General features: G+C 69.1%; 20 protein-coding genes, 1 tRNA gene and 1 other RNA gene. 18 read left to right on the top strand and 4 right to left on the bottom strand.

The annotated features are described in order from the left end of the window. Nucleotides 1-370 precede the first annotated feature (370 nt). Nucleotides 371-595 carry a hypothetical protein gene (locus tag MDN94_RS07055; protein WP_482725066.1) on the top strand — a complete coding sequence of 75 codons (225 nt, stop codon included), beginning with the start codon at nucleotides 371-373 and terminating at the stop codon, nucleotides 593-595. Nucleotides 596-965: 370 nt separating this feature from the next. Here the strand turns inward: MDN94_RS07055 and MDN94_RS07050 are convergent, their stop codons facing one another. The 3 genes from MDN94_RS07050 to MDN94_RS07040 form a co-directional block, all read right to left on the bottom strand. Continuing rightward, nucleotides 966-2,066, bottom strand: coding sequence for an HTTM domain-containing protein (locus tag MDN94_RS07050; protein WP_482725065.1), 1,101 nt, complete (start codon nucleotides 2,064-2,066; stop codon nucleotides 966-968). Between the two features lie 71 nt (nucleotides 2,067-2,137). Beyond that, nucleotides 2,138-2,896: a DUF5819 family protein gene (locus tag MDN94_RS07045; protein ID WP_482725064.1), complete on the bottom strand. Its 759-nt coding sequence runs from the start codon at nucleotides 2,894-2,896 to the stop codon at nucleotides 2,138-2,140. A 153-nt stretch (nucleotides 2,897-3,049) separates the two neighbouring features. Continuing rightward, nucleotides 3,050-4,360, bottom strand: a complete 1,311-nt coding sequence (locus MDN94_RS07040; RefSeq protein ID WP_482725063.1) for an ice-binding family protein — start codon at nucleotides 4,358-4,360, stop codon at nucleotides 3,050-3,052. Between the two features lie 410 nt (nucleotides 4,361-4,770). On the opposite strand from MDN94_RS07040, the gene MDN94_RS07035 reads away from it, so the two are divergent. The 15 genes from MDN94_RS07035 (at nucleotide 4,771) to MDN94_RS06965 (ending at nucleotide 16,428) form a co-directional block, all read left to right on the top strand. Next, nucleotides 4,771-5,604, top strand: a complete 834-nt coding sequence (locus MDN94_RS07035; RefSeq protein WP_482725062.1) for a ribonuclease BN — start codon at nucleotides 4,771-4,773, stop codon at nucleotides 5,602-5,604. A gap of 572 nt (nucleotides 5,605-6,176) precedes the next feature. Further along, nucleotides 6,177-6,356 (top strand): hypothetical protein, encoded by a 180-nt coding sequence (locus MDN94_RS07030; RefSeq protein ID WP_482725061.1) that lies wholly within the window; start codon nucleotides 6,177-6,179, stop codon nucleotides 6,354-6,356. Nucleotides 6,357-6,889: 533 nt separating this feature from the next. Next, complete coding sequence (locus MDN94_RS07025; RefSeq protein WP_482727021.1) at nucleotides 6,890-7,741, top strand: helix-turn-helix domain-containing protein; 852 nt, start codon at nucleotides 6,890-6,892, stop codon at nucleotides 7,739-7,741. Between the two features lie 96 nt (nucleotides 7,742-7,837). Next, nucleotides 7,838-8,227, top strand: coding sequence for an ATP-binding protein (locus MDN94_RS07020; protein WP_482725060.1), 390 nt, complete (start codon nucleotides 7,838-7,840; stop codon nucleotides 8,225-8,227). Nucleotides 8,228-8,402: 175 nt separating this feature from the next. Further along, nucleotides 8,403-9,254, top strand: a complete 852-nt coding sequence (locus MDN94_RS07015) for a sigma factor-like helix-turn-helix DNA-binding protein (RefSeq protein ID WP_482725059.1) — start codon at nucleotides 8,403-8,405, stop codon at nucleotides 9,252-9,254. Beyond that, nucleotides 9,251-10,072: an integrase gene (locus MDN94_RS07010; protein ID WP_482725058.1), complete on the top strand. Its 822-nt coding sequence runs from the start codon at nucleotides 9,251-9,253 to the stop codon at nucleotides 10,070-10,072. Before MDN94_RS07015 ends, MDN94_RS07010 begins: the two co-directional genes overlap by 4 nt. Before the next feature lie 182 nt (nucleotides 10,073-10,254). Then, the gene (locus MDN94_RS07005; RefSeq protein ID WP_279329951.1) at nucleotides 10,255-10,602 is read left to right on the top strand and encodes an SCO3933 family regulatory protein; all 348 of its coding nucleotides are present in this window, start codon (nucleotides 10,255-10,257) and stop codon (nucleotides 10,600-10,602) included. A 5-nt stretch (nucleotides 10,603-10,607) separates the two neighbouring features. After that, entirely contained in the window at nucleotides 10,608-11,975 is a 1,368-nt protein-coding gene (locus MDN94_RS07000; RefSeq protein WP_482725057.1) for an FtsK/SpoIIIE domain-containing protein, read from the top strand. 87 nt (nucleotides 11,976-12,062) lie between these two features. Beyond that, nucleotides 12,063-12,773, top strand: coding sequence for a DUF2637 domain-containing protein (locus MDN94_RS06995; protein ID WP_482725056.1), 711 nt, complete (start codon nucleotides 12,063-12,065; stop codon nucleotides 12,771-12,773). A gap of 13 nt (nucleotides 12,774-12,786) precedes the next feature. Then, nucleotides 12,787-12,966 carry a mobile element transfer protein gene (locus MDN94_RS06990; protein WP_482725055.1) on the top strand — a complete coding sequence of 60 codons (180 nt, stop codon included), beginning with the start codon at nucleotides 12,787-12,789 and terminating at the stop codon, nucleotides 12,964-12,966. A gap of 17 nt (nucleotides 12,967-12,983) precedes the next feature. Continuing rightward, nucleotides 12,984-13,139, top strand: coding sequence for a hypothetical protein (locus tag MDN94_RS06985; protein WP_482725054.1), 156 nt, complete (start codon nucleotides 12,984-12,986; stop codon nucleotides 13,137-13,139). Between the two features lie 20 nt (nucleotides 13,140-13,159). Continuing rightward, a complete protein-coding gene (locus MDN94_RS06980; RefSeq protein ID WP_482727020.1) occupies nucleotides 13,160-13,456 on the top strand; it encodes a SpdD-like protein in 297 nt (98 codons plus the stop codon). Nucleotides 13,457-13,562: 106 nt separating this feature from the next. Further along, nucleotides 13,563-14,945 (top strand): replication initiator, encoded by a 1,383-nt coding sequence (locus MDN94_RS06975; RefSeq protein ID WP_482725053.1) that lies wholly within the window; start codon nucleotides 13,563-13,565, stop codon nucleotides 14,943-14,945. Next, nucleotides 14,942-15,178 carry an excisionase family DNA-binding protein gene (locus MDN94_RS06970; RefSeq protein WP_482725052.1) on the top strand — a complete coding sequence of 79 codons (237 nt, stop codon included), beginning with the start codon at nucleotides 14,942-14,944 and terminating at the stop codon, nucleotides 15,176-15,178. The genes MDN94_RS06975 and MDN94_RS06970 overlap by 4 nt, the downstream gene beginning before the upstream one ends. 11 nt (nucleotides 15,179-15,189) lie before the next feature. Then, nucleotides 15,190-16,428, top strand: coding sequence for a tyrosine-type recombinase/integrase (locus MDN94_RS06965; protein ID WP_482725051.1), 1,239 nt, complete (start codon nucleotides 15,190-15,192; stop codon nucleotides 16,426-16,428). A gap of 79 nt (nucleotides 16,429-16,507) precedes the next feature. Here MDN94_RS06965 and MDN94_RS06960 read toward each other — a convergent pair. After that, nucleotides 16,508-16,595: transfer RNA gene (locus tag MDN94_RS06960), tRNA-Ser, on the bottom strand. A gap of 97 nt (nucleotides 16,596-16,692) precedes the next feature. Here MDN94_RS06960 and ffs point away from each other — a divergent pair. Both ffs and MDN94_RS06950 read left to right on the top strand, forming a co-directional pair. Further along, nucleotides 16,693-16,791: signal recognition particle sRNA small type (gene ffs / locus MDN94_RS06955), an RNA gene on the top strand. 54 nt (nucleotides 16,792-16,845) lie between these two features. Next, nucleotides 16,846-19,071, top strand: coding sequence for a DNA polymerase III subunit gamma and tau (locus MDN94_RS06950; RefSeq protein ID WP_482725050.1), 2,226 nt, complete (start codon nucleotides 16,846-16,848; stop codon nucleotides 19,069-19,071). Nucleotides 19,072-19,096: the final 25 nt, after the last annotated feature.

Genomic DNA, 19,096 nt, shown 5'->3' with positions numbered 1-19,096 from the left:
CGAGCCGGTCGCCGGGTGGAGGCCGCCCTTCGGCGCGGGAAGTACGGCGCGTTCAGTCGCTCCGGGACAAAAACGTCGAAGGGCCCCACCGCGAACGGTGGGGCCCTTCGACATCGTGCCCGGTGAGGCACTGGCGGAGGATACGAGATTCGAACTCGTGAGGGGTTGCCCCCAACACGCTTTCCAACTGTGGTGGTGGGGCGGTGCGTGTCGTTTGGGGGCGTTCACCTGGCTTCATGGGCGGTCGGCCGCCGGTGTAGGGACGGCTCCGGGTCTCGTCTGAACGGCCGTGAACGGCGCTGAATGAGACGGAAACTGAGACGGACGGTGGGGCCGGGCACGCTAGCATCCTCGGCGTCCAGGAGGTGTCATGGCACTGGTCCGCAAGGGATCACGACGGATCGTTGTCGACGGCACGGTCTACCGCTGGCGGCTGCGAGGCAGACCGACGTACTGCCAGGGCTTGGCCTGGTCGCCGTGCACGTTCGCGGTCGAGCACGCGGATACCTCAGGGGCAGCGCTCGTGGTCACCACCGACCAGCCGCATCCAGAGCACCGCTTTAGGAGTCCGATCGGTGACGTGTCGCGGCACTAGCAATTGGGGGCGGCGAAGTCGTCTTGGGCCGCTCGGGGCTGCTGCTGTCCACCGTCGTTGATGTCAGGTGTGGATGTCAGAACGGGAGCATGTCCGGGTCCTCAGAAACAGCAACGATGTCTTGCCCCACCAGTCCACATCGACTGCATTCGCTGTCGTCGTGAACCGGTGAGTCAAGCCAGTACGCACCTAGCAGCCACGGAACGGGAGCCAAGGGCGAATCGCGGTCGGAGAATGGGGTCCACACCATCTCAACGAGGTACTTGGGCCCCTGGTAGCGGTACCCATTCCGTTCGTGAGCGGACCGTCGTCCCGTCGCCTACCCCTCGGCGAAAGACCGAGGTGCGGGAGACCTCTCCAAGGCCCCCGCTCATCGCGGGCCGTGAGGGGCAGGGGATCGGCCTGACGGGTGGGCATCACCTGCCGGTCCGGGTTGCAGCGGCACCGCGGCAGATGTCGTTTCAGGATGGGCTTCCGCTCCCGTGACGCCTGCTCGTCGGACAGTACGCCGCCATAGCCGTCCCACGGCGCGGTAGAAGCGGTCCGGCAGGAACACGGCATCGGCGACGATCATCGCGCCGGAGAACAGCGGCAGTCCCATGAGCACCGCGATATTCACGTGCATGCCCAGCAAAAGGATCAAGACAGGGTATTTAAGTCTGCTGAAGAGAACGAACGGAAAAGCGACCTGTACCAGCACCGTCATGTAGCCGACGACGGTGAGCAGTACGTGGTGGCCGTCGATCACCTGGGACAACTCAGGCCAGGGCCGGAACAGGTCGATGTTCAGGACGTAGTGGAGGGCGGTGCCATCGGCCCACTTGGGACCTTGCACCTTGTACAGGCCGGCGCATCCGTAGAGGAAGCAGACCTGGGCTGCGATGACGAACATGCCGCAGTTGTGCAGCACGGTGGTCAAGATGGCGCGCGAATCGTGGAGTTGGTGCCGGAGACCGTTCCCCCGGGGATCTGCAGCCCTGCCGGCCGCGGCTTTGAGCCGGATCTTGCGCGCGTCGAGGGACCAGTGTCGACCACACGCGGTGAAGGCCAGGTAGACGGCCATGAGGACCATGAGGTTGTCTCCGCCGTCCGCCATGTAGATCGCCCTGGCATGGAAGGACACCATCACGACCGCGAACAGCACGGACACAGCGCGCGTGCGCCAGCCCAGCACGAACAGCGCGCACGTGACGACGGCAACGGCGTAGCAGACCTCGAAGTACGCCCGGCTGTCGGAGAGCATGAGGACGCTGGCCCATCCGCTCTGCTCGTACATAAGTCGGGCCAGTTCCGGCGTCCATGGCGAACCGGGGCCCCACATTTCGTCGCGGTGTGGAAACTCGCGGAGCAGGAAGACGAGATAGAGCAACCCGTACCCGATGCGCAACATCGCCGCCGCGTACAGGGAGACCGGCCGCTCGGTGAGGAGGACGAGGAGAGCTTGGATCCGATCGAGCACGCGCTGGAGCATGCGTACGGCGCCCTGTTCTGTGGGCGCTGTGGGCGCTGTGGTCGCCGTGGTCGGTGCCTGCTCACTCCGCTTCATTGCGAGTCCACCTTCCACCAGGGCAGGTGTCGGGTCACGGCTGGCGCAGATGCCGCGGCGGCCGGACGGGAGCCGTTCGCCGCGTGGGGAGGGACGATGGGCAGCGTGGTCACCCGTAGCTGGATGGAGTCGAAGGTGCCGCCCCGTTGAGCGCTGACGCGGTCCGCGGCAATGTTGCGGAGATACTGCTGGATTAGAAGAGCCCGCGCCGAGTGCGGCTGGTCGTCGCTGCTGTGCGTTTTGAGGTAGGAATTCCAGGCTTGGCGCAGCATATTCTGTGACGTATGGCTCGGAAAGACGTTGTGCTTTACGGCGGAATCGTCCATGGAGCTTACGTCGATCCAGTCACTCACGTGCGTGGTGCCGCTCGGAGCCGTGTATCCGACCCTCGCCGAAATCTGCCGATTGACGGATTGCGGATCCGGGGCGAAGAGTCGCCAGTTCTGCGAAAACACAGGCCGGACCCACGCGTTGACCTGCTGACTGTACGCCTTGGAAATGGCGTTCGAGGGTGCCACATACAGAAACACCAGGACCACATGGACCAGAGTCACTGCGAGGCACAGAGCCACCGCGACTCCCGTGCCGGCGATCAGCAGTCGGGGGGGCTTTGCATTTCCACGAGACCTGCGCTGGCCTTCGCCGCCGCCTGGCGCTGCCGACTCAGCGCCGGCCTGCCGTGAATCCTTCGCATTCGTCGACTCAACGCCGCCCAGCACGGCCCACCCGGCCCTTCTCATTGCGACTGTTCGCACCTGCTTCTCCTACTTCCGCGGATGGCGCGCGACGGAATCGACGATCCGCCGCGCGCCACCCCTTACTCGCGTGTGGGCAACGAGCCGTGCATGCGCTCCGCAGAGGATCCACGCGCGACTCGCCAGTCCCGCCGAACTGCGGAACGAACTCACTCAGTGGGGGATGTGCACCTTGTGCAACGGGGGCTTCACGTCGTAGGGGCCAGGCTTCCCCGGCTTGCCGGGCTTGCCGGGCTTGCCGGGGTGGTCGCCGTCGTCGTCGTGACCACCCGAGTCGTGACCACCCGAGTCGTGACCACCCGAGTCGTGACCACCCGAGTCGTGACCACCCGAGTGGTCACCGGTCGCGGCTGCGGCGTCGTCACCGGTCGCAGCGGCATCATCACCCGTGGCAGCTGCGGCGTCATCGCCGGTCGCGGCTGCGGCGTCGTCACCGGTCGCAGCGGCATCATCACCCGTGGCAGCTGCGGCGTCATCGCCGGTCGCGGCTGCGGCGTCGTCACCGGTCGCAGCGGCATCATCACCCGTGGCAGCTGCGGCGTCATCGCCGGTCGCGGCTGCGGCGTCGTCACCGGTCGCAGCGGCATCATCACCCGTGGCAGCTGCGGCGTCATCGCCGGTCGCGGCAGCGGCGTCATCACCGGTCGCGGCAGCGGCATCATCACCCGTGGTGGTGGTGTCGTCCTCACACAGCGGTCGGGTGATCGTGTTGGTGTCAAGCGTCACGGCGCCGTTGCGGGCCAGCGCGCGGCCCTCGATGTTCGCCCCCGTGGTGGCACTGATAGAGGTCAGGGCCATGATGGTGCCCACGAAGGTGGAGCCGGTTCCGAGAGTGGCCGAACTTCCGATCTGCCAGAACACGTTGCACGGTGATGCGCCGTTGATGAGGGACACATCGCTGGCGGTTGCCGTCGTCAGCGTCGAACCGACCTGGAACACCCAGACGGCGTCGGGGTCGTTCTCGGCGTTCAGGGTGAGTGTGCCGGTGATGGCGGCACTGACGGGGGCGTTGTAGACGCCTGGAGTCAGAGTCCTACCGCCGAGCTCCACCGGAGGATCGTCGGGGAACACTACGTCCGGTGCCTGCCCGGCCGCATCGTTATAAGCCGTCGTCAGGTCGCTCTGGGCTTGAGCGGCCACAGCATCCGTTACGTGAACGGCCCCGTTCACGATTCCGGGAGGGAATCCGGTGACGGACGACCCCGGACTCACTCCGAGGTCTCCGTTGATCACCGAGGGGCCGGTGTTGGTGACTGCCGAGCCGCCCAGCACCGCAAAGCTATCCGCGGTTCCCAGATCTACTTCCGTTGCGACGGCACTTGCCCGAGTAGGTGTCACTGCCACTGCGGCCAATGCGACCAGCAGGGTGAGCACCCCCGCGATCCAGGCCGTCATTGTGCGCCGATGCGACACATCGGCAATATTCAGTCTCATAGAGGAGTCAACTCCTGTGGGTGGTGACATCCGGCGTTCCTCGTCGAACGGGAATCGCCTCTTCTGTCGGTCGCATATTACGCAGGGGCCATCTCGGGCGAGGAATCACCGAGTGTTGTCGTCGGAATCAATCAATATGCACCACAGAATGTATGACTAAATATTGAGCCGAATAGCTGCCGTCTCCGTGGGGCAAGCCATCGCGAATGCCTCATCACCCGTCGCGCCGATCGATGGCGCCTGCCATTCATGGGGCGGAAGAAGAGCCCGGGATTCACCCGGATCAGTGGTTTCCCGGACTGGGAGGTACTTGCTGCGGGATCGAAACAGGTGGGATTAAATTTCCCCTGGGTGGCTGAGTAGCTCCTTGTCCTGCCAGGCTGTCGGAGAACTCTGCGCGCCCTCGTGCGGCATGGGTTCTGGCGTGGTAATCGACAGGGATGCCGATGAAGCCTTCTGACGCCGAACGTTCATCCTGGCTCGGACGGCTGCGCCACATGATCAGCCGTTCACCAGTCGGGCGCGCATGGCGGCGGAGCAGGGATGTTGAGCTGTGGTCGCGTGTGCTGGGCTTCGCGGCGCTGGGGTTCCTCACGCTGGTGCCGCTGCTGATCATTGTCTCCTCTGCCGATCCCGAGCACGGGCGGGGGTTCGCGCAGTGGCTCGGCGAAGGGCTCGGCGTGTCGACCGCCTCTAGACCAGAAGTCGAGCAGTTGTTCACCCGGCCCCGCCAGGCGCTGCGCACTACAACCGCCTTCGGCATCGCCGCCCTCGCCGTCTTCGGCCTGAGTTTCGGGGCTGCGGTGCAGACCGGCTACGAGAAGGTCTGGGACCTGCCGCCAGCCCGCTGGTGGGCCAGGTGGCGGCATGTGGTTTGGCTCGGCGTCCTCACCGGATACCTCTTCGTCTCCGCAACCACCGCGCTGCGGCGCGAGCCGCTGGCGGGTGGAGCGGTCGCGTTGCTGAGCGCCCTCCTGTTCCTCTGGTGGTCTCAGCGATTGCTGCTCGGCGGGCGGCTCGGCTGGCGTGCCCTGCTTCCCGGTGCGGTCGCCACTGTGATCGGGCTGCTCGGCCTGAGGATCTTCTCCCGGCTCGTCTTCTCGCCGCTGATCGCATCCAACACCGTCAGCTTCGGCCCCATTGGAACCGTCCTGGTCATCCAGTCCTGGCTGGTCGGCGTGGGGGTCGTTGTCTTCGGCGGTGCGCTGGTCGGCCGACTGCTGTACGAGGAACTTCCACACATGGCCTACGCGCTGAAACGGCGAAGGTGGTGATCAAGGGAGCAGAAACAGCTTCCCACCGGTCGCATCAAGTGCCAGCGCATTGCGTCTGGAGCCCCAGTTTGGAAGACGCCGTATGCAGACCGCGGCTGACCAGCCAAGCTCCTGACCTGGTCCGGAGCGCGACTGTCGCCGCTGTTCCCCGTGAGTCTCCGGAAGATCCCGCCGGACCGGGCATGGAACGGGCACGCCAGCCACAACCCCCTCCGCGGGTCTCAGTAGCCGAAGGAAGAAGTGACACGCCGGTTCTCTGACCTGCGGTCGTCTGACCGATCAACGCTGTGACCTGCGGCTGAGCCGTCAACGGTTGTCAGCGTTGGTCGCCGTCGAGCACCCTTTCACGGCCCCGTGACGGCCCGGGAAGGCGCTCGACGGCCACTGACTTCCCCGGCCGTGGTAGCCGGTGCCATGACCTGGGACGTCCCCACCGGTGCTACGACCTGGCCCGAATAGGCCGGACCTCAGCGGACGGGCATCGCCGGGCGGTACACCGCGCGGTTTCATCCGGAAGTGGTTGCATGGGATACGGGACGGAGCCAGAGTCGGGAGGGGGACAGGAGGCAACCGTGATCGTCCTCGCGATCTTCCTTCTCATCATCGGGACGATCTTGATCCTTGTCGGGACGATCCTGATCGTCATCGGGGCAATCTTGATCCTCATGGGGATGACCCTGATCGCCATTGCGACCTACTTGCTAATCCGGAGAGCGTTGAAGCGCCGGGAGTGCAAGAAAAATGTCGATTAGGGTTGGGCGCCCTGAGCGTCATGAGGCTGATTCCATGACACCTCAACCCACCACCTTCCCCAGCTTCCATCCCGTCTGCCGTCGACCCACACGCACGTGAAGCGGGCCTGTGCCCCGGCGTCCAGGTGGAGCGCGCCACTGTACGAACGACCTGGACGCCGGGGTGCGGGTCTGCTTGGCTCCGCCTGGGCCGATGGCAGGCGGGATGGAAGCTCCCCGCGCTCGCCACGATGAACGCGCAGACGCATGCCAGCCGATTGCCATCCCGGAGCCTGAGCGCCCCCGCCGGAGGCAATCGGTTCTGACCTCATGCCCCGGGCCTACCTTGCGGGCGCGCGACGGCCGGCGGCCGTGCCGAGCGGGGCGGAGACATGAGCGCGGGCGCGGCCGCCGGCCGTCGCGCGCCCGGCGGAGCGGGAGCGACGCCGGGTGTCTTGAACCAGTAGGGAGACTTTGAATCACGCACGCTCTGCTGCACGTTGATGCTGCTCTTGTGCCCGGTGACTGCTGGTTCGTGGTGTAGAACCCTGGGCATGGGGAGTGAACGGCGAGAGCGGATGCGGGCGCTCGGGGTGCGTCTCCGTGCGCTTCGTGCAGAGGCCGGTCTGACGGGTGCTGTGTTGGCGCAGCGGGCTCATGTGGGGCAGCCGACTGTGTCCAAGGTAGAGAACGGGCGCATGGTTCCGAGCCCCGACGTGCTGGGTCGGCTCTCTCGTGCGCTCGGCCTCGATGAGGTGACTGCCCTGGAGGTGCGTGACCTCCTGGCCGCGGTAGAGGCGGCTGCGGACACCGGCGGACCGGAAGGCGCCGCGACCTCAACAGGTACCGCCGTTGATGATGAGGTTCGTTCCGCTCAACTGGTGCGCTCCTTCCAGTGCGTCGTTCTGCCGGCCATGCTCCAGAGCGCGGAGTACGCCCGCCACGTTTTCGAGAGTGCGCCCGGCGCGGCGCCTGAGTCCGTGGGCCAGGCTGTTGCTGCCCGTGTTGAGCGGCAGAGCGTTCTGTACGAACCGGGGCGCGAGTCGGTGTTCGTGCTGACTGAAGCCGTGCTGCGGACGTGGCCCGGGACGCCGGCGCTGATGCTGGCTCAGCTGGATCGGTTGCTGGCTGTCGAGAGTCTGAGCACGGTGCGGCTCGGAGTCGTTCCTTGGCGTCGCCCAGTTCCGGTCCTGCCTCGCCATGGGTTTACGTTGTGCGACCGGCGAGCGGTGGTGGTCGAGACGTTCGGCGCCGAGCGGGTGTCGGCCGCCTCGGTCGAGGTGGCCTCGTACGAGGAGACGTTCGGTCGCTTTGAGCGGGCTGCGGTTTTCGGCGACGATGTGCGGGAGCTGCTGTTGCAGGTGATGCAGGAGTTCCGCGACTTGGGAGACACCTTCACCCCTTAGAGGAATAATTCCTCAGTATGCCTGGCTTGTTGGGTCTGCTTGGGAATACGCTGCCGCTGGCTGTCTAGCCCCCTAGACGATGGTGAGGAGTCTCCTATGCGGTCCAAGTGGTGCCGTGCCTTTCCCGGTGTGGCCGAGGAGGTGGCGCATGCCCGTCACTTTGTCGCTGCCCTGCTCGACGGGCACGGCCCCGTCGACGAAGCGGTCCTGGTCGTGAGTGAGCTTGCGACCAATGCCGTACGGCACTCTCGGAGCGGTTCGCCCGGCGGCTGGTTCCTCGTGGTCGTCTGCTTCGGCGATGACCACGTGCGGATCGAGGTGGTCGACGAGGGCGGCGAGCGGGTGCCCCACCTGTGCGACGTGACCAGCCAGGAAGAGAGCGGGCGCGGGTTGCTGTTGATCGCCTCCTGCGCCAAGGACTGGGGTGTGAAGAACTGGCCCCAGGGGCGTGCTGTGTGGGCAGAGCTGGCGCGGGAGGGGGTGTGATCATGCCCGGCCCTTGGGCGGTCGGCGGCCATCTCCCGGGCGGTGGCGGGTGAGTCCTCGGGGTGTGCCGCGGCGGCGGTCCCGGTTCTTCATGGTCAGCGTGCGCACAGGGCGGCGCCTCCCGCCCGTTCCGTCTAGGGCCCTAGACTCCTGGTTACTTCTAGGAGGTGCGGTCATGTCGGACGAGCTGCAGCGGATCACGGCCATCGATGATCCGTATCTGCTCCTGCGCGAGGTCACCAAGCGGCTGGCCGACGCGCAGCAGGAGGTGACCGAGCTTGCCCGGCTCCGCCGCCGTGTGGTCCAGGACCTCCACGCGCAAGGGCTGTCCTACGCGCAGATCGCCGAGAAGGCCGGTCTGAGCCGTGGGCGGATTCACCAGATCCGGCACACCGGCCCAGCGCCTGAGGGAGCCTTCCTGGGGGTGGGTGCCGTCACTGTCGTGACTCCGCTGCGGTGGGACGGCGAGAAGAAGCGTCCGGTCGTCGCCATGGCCGACATGAACTCCGGGAAGCGGCTGGAGGAGCTGGCCAAGTCCTACGGGCTTGCCGTCAGCTCCGGTCACGTGCGGGTGAGCGGTGAGATCGACCTGAACCGTGACGGCCTGATCGTCGTCTGCGGGCCGGGTATGTCCGAGGCCATGAAGGATCTGTACGCCCAGGACCCGGTACTCGGCTGGGAACATCCGGAGGGCGAACCGTGGGCGCTGGTCGACCGGCGCACCGGGGCGACGTATCACGCGGGGGCGGACATCGAACCGCGCCGCCCGCACGACGTCGGATACCTCGGCAGGCTGCCCCGACCGGACGGCAACGGCTCGGTACTCGCCATCGCCGGAATCCACACGGCAGGCTCCCTCGGCGTGGTCCACCTGCTCGCGTCGGACCTCAACTCGCTCTGGGGACAGGTGGGCGAGCGGCACTTCTCCACGCTGGTGAGCGTCGATTACGACCCCGAGACCGACGAGCCGCAATCCGTCGAACTGCTCTGCCCCCTCTACCTGCACGACGAGGAGGCAACGGCATGAACGTCGCCCTCGGCTCGCAGCCGGCCGACCCGGGACGGGAGAACGAGGACTTCGCCGCAGCTGGTCCCGGTGCGGCCGTTCTCCTCGACGGCGCCGGCGTGGCCGGGGCGGAGACCGGATGCGTACACGGCATCGCCTGGTTCTCCTCGACGCTGGGCGGGCTGCTGCTGGCCGGTATCGCGGCGCATCCTGCCCGGCCGCTCGTTGCGTGTCTCGCCGACTCGATCCGCACTGTCCGCTCCCTGCACGAGGGCACATGCGACCTCGCTTACCGGGCCAGTCCGACCAGCACCGTCGTCGCTGTCCGGGCGATGGAAGGAGCCCTGGAGTACCTCGTCCTCGGTGACTCGACCCTCCTGCTCGCCGAGAGGGACGGGACTACGGCCGCCATCACCGACCAGCGCTTGGACGAGGTCGGCGAACGGCTGCGCGGACCGCTCGACGCACTGTCTACCGGTTCACCCGAACACGCCACCGCCCTCGCGGAATACCGGGACGCTCTGACCGGCCTCCGTAACCGGCCGGGCGGCTTCTGGATCGCCGGCCCCGACCCGCAAGCGGCCGACCATGCCCTGACGGGGACGGTGCCGCTGGATTCACTGGCCTCCGTGACGCTGCTGAGCGATGGGGCTACGCGACTCGTCGACAGCTTCGAACTCGCCGACTGGAAAGAGGCGTTGTGTCTCCTCAACTCGTCGGGACCGGATGAACTGATCCGGCGCGTACGTGCGGCCGAGGCTGGCGACCCCAACGGCCGGCGCTGGCCGCGAGGCAAGGCCCGCGACGACGCGACCGCGCTGCACTGGGTCATGTCGTAGCGCATCCCAACGGTCTTCGAGACCCGCTCGTATACCCCCCTAGACAGTTTGACGGGGCGTCGGTTACGGTTTCCGTCAACCCCCCTAGACAGTTATGGCGGGCCGCCCCCTTGCTGTCTAGGGGGGTATCCAGCTCGATGCGGCGTCCGCGATGGGCGCCCGACGCAAGTGAGGTTCACAGAATGCGTTTCATCCCCGTGGACACCTCGTCCGCAACTCTGCTGGTCACCAAGCTGCCCGAGGTCAAGGTGAGGGACCGGCAGACCGGTGAAGTGGCCGTAGACCCGGTGACCAACGACCGGCTCATGGTCCTGGAGCTGGTGTTCATCGCGCAGGGCGGCTCCGACATGATCAAGGTCACCGTGCCCGAGAAGGGCGTTGGTGAAGGGCTGGCCATGGGTGCGCCGGTCTTCCTGTCCGGACTGGTGGCCCGGCCCTGGGAGAGCGAGTTCGGCGGTCGTGCCCGGCACGGCATCGCCTACCGGGCCGACGCCGTCATGGTCGGCACCCCGGCGACGGCGCAGGGCTGAGTGTCATGACCGATGCCCTGTGGGTCCTGATGCTGGGATTGCTGGCGGTGGCCGCCCTGGTCGCTGTGCGTCGTCGGCTGCCGGTCCTGTTCTGGTGGCTGGTCGGGTATCCGGCCGTCACCCTGCGGGTGCTCACCTCCTACCGGGCCACCATGGATGCCTGCGGCCTCACGGTGCCCGCTTCGGCCATGCGTCGGGCCACTGCCCGGATGGTGGGGCGGCAGGCTGCTCCTGTGCCGCCTCGCCGGTCGTTCCCGTTGCCGACCGGGTCCGGGCTCGTGATGCGCCTGCGCATGGCGGCAGGGCAGTCACCCGAGGACTTCACCGCCTCGGCCGACCGGCTGCGGCACGCCTGGGGCGCGCACGCCGTGCACGTCCGGCCCACCAAGCCGGGGCGGTTGGAGCTGCGGTTGGTCGGCTGGGATGTCATCGCCGACGTCCGGCCTCCTCGGCGGTGGCTGCGGACCGAACCGCTGACCCTGCCTCTGGCCTTGCGTGAAGACGGGCACTGGCACGTCCGTGACTTCCGCACCGTGCCGCACGAACTGATCCTCGGCGCCACGCAGTCCGGCAAGTCCGTGTACCTGCGCAACCTGCTGTGCGGGCTGGCCCGGCAACCCGTCGCGCTCGTCGGCATCGACTGTAAGTGGGGTGTGGAACTGGCCCCGTTTGCGCCCCGGTTGTCGGCGTTGGCCGATACGCCGGACCGTGCGAACGAACTGCTGGATTCCTTGGTGGACGAGATGGAAGCGCGGTTCCGCCTCATCGGCGTGAGGGGCGGGGCCGGTTCGGACGCCGGGCTGACTTCGGACGTCTGGGGCCTGCCGGAGAAGGTACGGCCGGTGCCGGTCGTGGTCGTCGTCGACGAGGTCGCCGAACTCTTCCTCGCCGCGAGCAAGGACGACGAGAAGCGACGGGACGCCATGGTCACCAAGCTCATCCGGCTCGCCCAGCTCGGCCGCGCGGCCGGCATCTACCTGGAGGTCTGCGGGCAGCGCTTCGGCGCCGAACTCGGCAAGGGAGCCACCATGCTCCGCGCCCAGCTCACCGGCCGCGTCTGCCATCGCGTCAACGACGAGACCTCCGCCACCATGGCGCTCGGCGACATCGCGCAGGAAGCGGCACTGGCCGCCACCTCCATCCCGGCCGAACGGCCTGGCGTCGCGGTCGTCGGCGACTCCTCCGGCGGCTGGTCCCGCGTCCGCTCGCCCCACCTCACCCTCGACGACGCTGCGGCCGTCTGCTGCGATACCGCGGGCCTGGTCCCGGACCTGCCTCGCCTCGACGCCTTCCGGCCCCTCGTCGCCGCCACGCCCGCCGGGCCTTCGTCCGCCGCTCGTACCGTGCCCACCGCCCGCCCGGTGGCCGAGTAACCGCACTCCCACTCCCACGGCCGGCGTGACCGCCTCGCGCCATGTCCCTACCCCTCCCATGCCCGAAACCGGAAGGAGACCGAGCCGATGCGCGCCCAACTGGCCCGCGTGGACGCCGTGATCGTTCAGGCCGTCATCGCCGGCGCCCTGTCCTTCTCCCACCTGCACGACCTCGCTGCGGCGGCCGGACAGGACGGCTGGAAGGCGTGGGCCTACCCGGTGAGTGTCGACCTGCTCTTGGTCGCGGCCTGGCGCCGGATGCGTCAGCAGCAGCGAGCGGGAGTGGCGGCCGGTGGCCCGCGGCTGTGGTTCCTGGTCGCCCTGGCCGCATCCCTCGGCGCCAACGTCGCCACGGCCGGGCTCCTCGACCTGGAGCAGGTTCCGGCCTGGCTCGGCGTGACGGTCGCGGGTTGGCCCGCCGTCGCCTTCTTCGGCGGCACGCTGCTGGCTCACGCGCCTGCCGTCCCGGAAGCACCGGTGATCCCGGCGTCCCCGGCGACAGACGCCGACCCGACACCGAGTCCGGCTGCGGGTGCCGTCGACCGGGCCGACCGAGACGCGCAGCCGGCGCCCTCCAACGACCTCGAACCGGCCTCAGAGCCCACCACCGAACCGGCCGCAGCTCCGGCCCCGGTGACCGCTTCCACCGTCACCCTGCCGCCCGCCCTCGTCGACCGGGCGCGGGCGCTGGCCGAGGAACACCGCTCGACCACCGGCCACCCGGCCGACCCCGACGCCGTACGCGTCCGGCTCGGCCTGCCCCCGTCCATGACCCCGTCCGTCGCTGCACACCTCTGAGAGGAGCAACGCCATGAACCGCCGCTTCCGAAACGTCCGCCGCATCGGCCCGGTCAACGTCGCCTCGTTCGCTGACCGCGGCCGCAATCGCCACCTGGCCGCCTGCACCGCGCCCCGCTGCGACTTCTCTGCTGAGTACGACAGCCGCGCCGCCGCCGAACTCGCCGCCCGCCTCCACCGCTGCCCGGCCTGAACAGGAGACCTACCGAAATGGACGTTCCGCTCTGGCTCGCCCTGCTCGTAGTCGGGGTCCTCGGCGTCAAGCTCATCCGCCCGCCCGTGTGGCTCATCGCCGTTCTGCTCGTCGGCGGCTACCTGCTCGCCGACAGCCTGCTTGCTCCCGTCATCGACAGCTTCGTCAAGTGACCCGCGAAAGGGGATCGTTCATGTTCCGGCCGAAAGTCCCGACCATGCCGCAGCCCACCGGCCTGGCCGCCCCGCCCGCCGTCGTCGTCGAGCCGACCACCATCACGCCGGGCGCCCCGGCTCCGATCGCTCCAGCTTCGCCCGGCCCTGCCGCTCGTTTCAGGCCCGGCACTGCTTGCGCCCTCGTCGGCGGCGGCACCGCCATGGTCCTGGTCGTCGGCGCCGTCCTGGTTTTAATGCTCCTCGCCGTCGCCCTCACCGCCACGTCCGTGGCCGTGTGCGCCGTCGTCGTCCGCTCCCTCCTCACCCGCCGCTGACCTCATCTCTCCACCCGCCTGGCCTGCTCTCCCTGTCTAGCCCCCTCGACAGGGCAGGCCGGGCGCTCACACCGCACATCCGTCTCTTCCAAGGAGGAACCCGCACATGCGCCCTGCGGCTCCGACCGCAGCAATCCGCCAGTTGGCCGCCCTCGCCCGGCACGGCGATCTCAGCGCCTACGCACACCAGATCCAGCGTCTCGGCGGCTGCGAGCAGCCCGTACGCATGGAAGGGCACCGGCTCGACGTCCACGCCGCAAGTGGGGAGATCGTCCGCGAGCTCACCGACCGCGACCTTCCGGCCGGACAACTCCTCATCCGCTGCAACAACCGCCGTGCCACCCGGTGCGCCGCCTGCGCCGAGATCTACCGCAAAGACACCTTCCACCTGGTCACCGCCGGCCTGAGCGGCGGCAAGGGCATCGGCCCGTCCGTCGCCCAACACCCTCGGGTCTTCGCCACGTTCACTGCCCCGTCCTTCGGTCCCGTCCACAACCGCCCCGGCGGCGGCCGGTGCCGCTGCGGACGCCGCCACTCCGACGACGACCCCGCCCTCGGCACACCTCTCGACCCGGTCCGCTACGACTACCGCGCCGCCGTCCTGTGGAACGCGCACGCCGGGGCACTGTGGGGACGGTTCACCACCTACCTGCGTCAGCACCTCGCCTCTCACGCGGGTATCAGCCGCTCGGCGCTGCGGCACTGCCTCAAGGTCTCCTATGCCAAGGTCGCCGAGTACCAGCGGCGCGGCGCCGTCCACTTCCACGCCGTCATCCGCCTCGACGGCCCGGACGGCGCCGAGGACTCCCCACCGGCCTGGGCCACCACCGAACTGCTCACCGACGCGATCCGCTCGGCGGCCCAGCTCGCCGAGACACCCGGCCCCATCCTCGACGGCCACGCATACGCCTTCCGCTTCGGCGGCCAGCTCGACATCCGCCCCATCCGCTCGGCCGACTTCGCGGGCACCTCAGAACTGTCGAGCCGCGCCGTGGCCGCCTACATCGCCAAGTACGCCACCAAGGGCGCCGAAACCGCGGGCACCCTCGATCGGCCCATCCGCAACCCGATCACCGACCTAATCGGCTCCGGCGTCACCGACCACGCCCGGCGCATGATCCTTACCTGCTGGCACCTCGGAGCCCTGCCCGAACTCGAAGGCCTACGCCTGCGCAAGTGGGCTCACATGCTCGGCTTCCGCGGCCACTTCTCCACCAAGTCCCGCGCCTACTCCGTCACGCTCGGCGCCCTCCGCCAGGCACGCGCCGACCACAACGAAGCCCTGGCCCGCGAGCGCGCAACCGAGGCCGGCCGTCCACTGCCCGATCCGGACACCGTCCTTGTCCTGTCTCACTGGCGCTTCGCCGGCACCGGCTGGACGGACGCAGAACGCCTCGTTGCCACCGGCGCTCCACCCCCCGACGCCGTATGCCCGCCCGTGCCCTTGGACGTTCCTGCCTTCGACCCGATGGGAGACGCCACCCGATGACCACGCTGACAGCGGTTCGCCCGGCAGTCCTCGAAGAAACCGACGACTCCGCCCTGGTGCTGCTGACCGTAGAAGAGGCCGCGCGGCGGCTCCGGATCGGCCGTACGACGTGCTTCCGGCTCGTCATGTCCGGCGAGATCGAGTCCGTGACCGTGGGGCGGCTGCGGCGGGTCCCGGTCGACGCCCTCGCGGCGTACGTGGCGAGGCTGCGGCGTCCGGCCGCCGCTGCGTAGGGGAGCGGGACATGGCAGAGCAGAAGCGCACCCGCCAGCCCAACGGGGCCTCGTCGATCTACTTCGGCAAGGACGGGAAGTGGCACGGTCGAGTGACGGTCGGTGTCCGCGATGACGGCAAGCCCGACCGCCGCCACATCGAACGGAAGACCAAGACCGAGGTGACCAAGGCCGTCCGTGAAATGGAGCGGGCGCGCGACGAGAAGAAGCTCAGGAAGCCGGGGCAGAGCTGGACGCTCCAGGCGTGGCTTGAGCACTGGGTCGAGAACATCGCCAAGCCGTACGTCTCCGAGAACACGTACGACGGGTACGAGGTCGACGTGCGCGTGCACCTGGTGCCCGGACTCGGTGCTCACAAGCTCGACCGCCTGGAGCCCGAGCACCTGGAGCGCTTCTACCGGAAGATGCAGGATGCCGGGAGCTCGGCAGGCACCGCTCACCACGTCCACCGGACGATCCGGGTCGCCCTTGGTGAGGCGGTGCGGCGCGGGCACGTCCCCACCAACGCGGGCGAGATCGCGAAGGCGCCGCGGCTCGAGGAAGAGGACATCGAGCCGTACACGATCGAGGAGGTTCAGAGCCTGCTCGTCGAGGCGGCCAAGCTCCGCAACAGCGCGCGCTGGGTCGTCGCCCTGGCGCTCGGTCTCCGGCAAGGAGAGGCGCTCGGGCTGCACTGGGAAGACGTCGACCTGGACGCGGGATACGTCCGCATCCGCAAGAACCGACTGCGCCCGAAGTACGCCCACGGCTGCGGGGGTGATCCGTGCGGGCGGAAGGCCGGCTACTGCCCGCAGCGACAGCAGACCCGCCGCGAGCACAAGTCCACCAAGTCCCGTGCCGGTCGGCGCACCATCGGCCTGCCCGATCCGCTGATCAAGATTTTCCGTCAGCATCAGGAGGCGCAGGAGCAGGAGCGGGTCACGGCCGGCGCCGACTGGGAGGGGAAGGGCTACGTGTTCGCCTCGCCGACCGGCGGGCCGCTGAGCCCCAACACCGACTTCCACGTCTGGAAGCGGCTCCTGCGGGACGCGGGCGTACGGGACGGGCGGCTGCATGACGCTCGCCACACCGCGGCGACGGTGCTTCTCCTCCTCGGCGTCCCAGACGTCGTGGTCGACTCGATCATGGGCTGGGAGCCCGGGGGAGCGGCCAGGATGCGCGCCCGGTACATGCACATCACCGGGCCGATGCTGCGGAAGGTCGCCCAGCAAGTCGGCGACATGCTCTGGGAGTCGCCGAAGGACAACTGAGACGGAAACTGAGACGGACAACGACGAAGGGCCCCACCGCAAGCGGTGGGGCCCTTCGACATCGTGCCCGGTGAGGCACTGGCGGAGGATACGAGATTCGAACTCGTGAGGGGTTGCCCCCAACACGCTTTCCAAGCGTGCGCCCTAGGCCACTAGGCGAATCCTCCGCCGCAAACAATACAAGACGTTGAGGAGTGCTCGCGAACACCTTCCCGATCTTCCTCGCGGGGGTCATGACCACTCCCCGGCATCGGGTAGCCTGGGTATAGCCCCTCACGTGGCGCTATCTGACTGAACTCCCCCAGGGCCGGAAGGCAGCAAGGGTAGGTCGGCTCTGGCGGGTGCGTGGGGGGCGCTTGCGTTCCGGCGGATCCGGGGCGGCTCCGGTTGTCGGTGGGCCCCGATAACCTCGTAGGTGTGTCGTCCCTTGCGCTGTACCGCCGCTACCGCCCCGAGTCGTTCGCAGAGGTCATCGGTCAGGAGCATGTCACTGACCCGCTCCAGCAGGCCCTGCGCAACAACCGGGTCAATCACGCGTACCTGTTCAGCGGGCCGCGCGGCTGCGGAAAGACGACCAGCGCCCGCATCCTCGCCCGCTGCCTGAACTGCGAGCAGGGACCGACGCCGACCCCCTGCGGGGAGTGCCAATCCTGCCAGGACCTGGCGCGCACCGGGCCCGGATCCATCGACGTCATCGAGATCGACGCCGCTTCGCACGGTGGTGTGGACGACGCGCGTGAGCTGCGCGAGAAGGCCTTCTTCGGCCCCGCGAGCAGCCGGTACAAGATCTACATCATCGATGAGGCCCACATGGTCACCCCCGCGGGGTTCAACGCCCTGCTGAAGGTGGTCGAGGAGCCCCCGGAGCATCTGAAGTTCATCTTCGCGACCACCGAGCCCGAGAAGGTCATCGGCACGATCCGGTCGCGTACGCACCACTACCCGTTCCGGCTGGTCCCGCCCGGGACGCTCCGGGCGTATCTGGCGGAGGTGTGCGGCCAGGAGGGCATCCCGGTGGAGGACGGCGTCCTCCCCCTGGTTGTGCGTGCGGGCGCCGGCTCGGTGCGTGACTCCATGTCCGTCATGGACCAGCTGCTCGCCGGCGCCGCGGACGACGGTGTGACATATGCCATGGCGACGGCGCTGCTCGGCTACACGGACGGTTCGCTGCTCGACTCCGTCGTCGACGCGTTCGCGGCGGGCGACGGAGCCGCCGCCTTCGAGGTCGTGGACCGCGTCGTCGAAGGCGGGAACGATCCGCGCCGGTTCGTCGCGGACCTGCTGGAGCGGCTGCGTGACCTGGTGATCCTCGCCGCGGTGCCGGACGCCGGCACCAAGGGGCTGATCGACGCCCCGGCGGACGTCGTGGAGCGGATGCAGGCGCAGGCCGCCGTGTTCGGCGCCGCCGAGCTCAGCAGGGCCGCGGACCTGGTCAACACCGGCCTGACCGAGATGCGGGGAGCCACGTCGCCGCGGCTGCAACTGGAGCTGATCTGCGCCCGGGTGCTGCTGCCTGCGGCGTTCGACGACGAGCGGTCGGTGCGGGCCCGGCTGGACCGCCTGGAGCGCGGGGCGTCGTTCTCGCCCGGCGGCCAGGGCCCCGCCATGGGATACGTGCCCGGGCCGGACGCCCAGGCGCACGCGCCCGTGCCGCCGGGTGCCGGCCCCGCCGCCGCCCGTGCCGCGGCGCGCGGTGACGCGGCTCCCACGGTTCCCGCGCCGGCCCCGAGCCCGGCGCCCGAGCCGGTCGCGCCGCCCATCGGACAGCAGCAGCCCCAACAGCCCCCGCGGCAGGAGCCGTCCCAGCAGCCGCAGCCCGCCGCGCCCCGCCCGGGCGCGTGGCCGGGGACCGCAGGCCCGGGCGGTAACGCCGGCGGGGCCGGGACCGCGGAGCCGGCCCGCCGACCCGGCGGCTGGCCCACCGCCTCCGCCCCCGGCCAGGGCGCGCCGCAGCCCGCGGCTTCCGCTCCCGCCCCGGCCCCCGCTCCCGCGCAGGCGGCCCCGGCGGCGCCCGGTCCTGGCCTCGCGCAGGGTGCCGGCCAGGTGCGGAACATGTGGCCGGAGATCCTGGAGGCCGTCAAGAACCGCCGTCGCTTCACCTGGATCCTCCTCAGCCAGAACGCACAGGTCACCGGCTTCGACGGCACGACCCTCCAGCTGGGCTTCATCAACGCCGGTGCCAGGGACAACTTCGCGAGCAGCGGCAGCGAGGAGGTCCTGAAGCAGGCCTTGGCCGAGCAGTTCAACGTGCAGTGGAAGGTCGAGGCGATCGTCGACCCGTCCGGCGGTTCCGGCGGCCCGGGCGGATCCGCTCCTACGTCTGGCGGCCCCGGCGGCTACGGCCAGGGCAGGCCGCAGGCCGCCGCCCCTGCCTCCCCGCCCGCGCCGGCCCCCGCCGCGCCTGCGCCGCAGTACGACCGGGCCCCGTCGCAGCCGTCGCACCAGGCCTCAGCGGCTCCCGCGCCGCAGTCCTCGCCGGAGCCGCCCCGTCCCGCGGAGCAGTACGCACCGCCCCCGGTGTCCATCGAGGACGACGTTCCGGAGGCGGACGATCCGGACCTGGTGGACTCCGCGCTGTCGGGCCACGACCTCATCGTGCGCGAGCTCGGTGCCACGGTCGTGGAGGAATATACGAACGAGTAGCGGCCTCGCCCTCGGAGGCCCGTAC

The organism is Streptomyces sp. WAC00040 (assembly GCF_056835925.1).
This window is presented reverse-complemented; position numbering and strand designations above follow the sequence as displayed.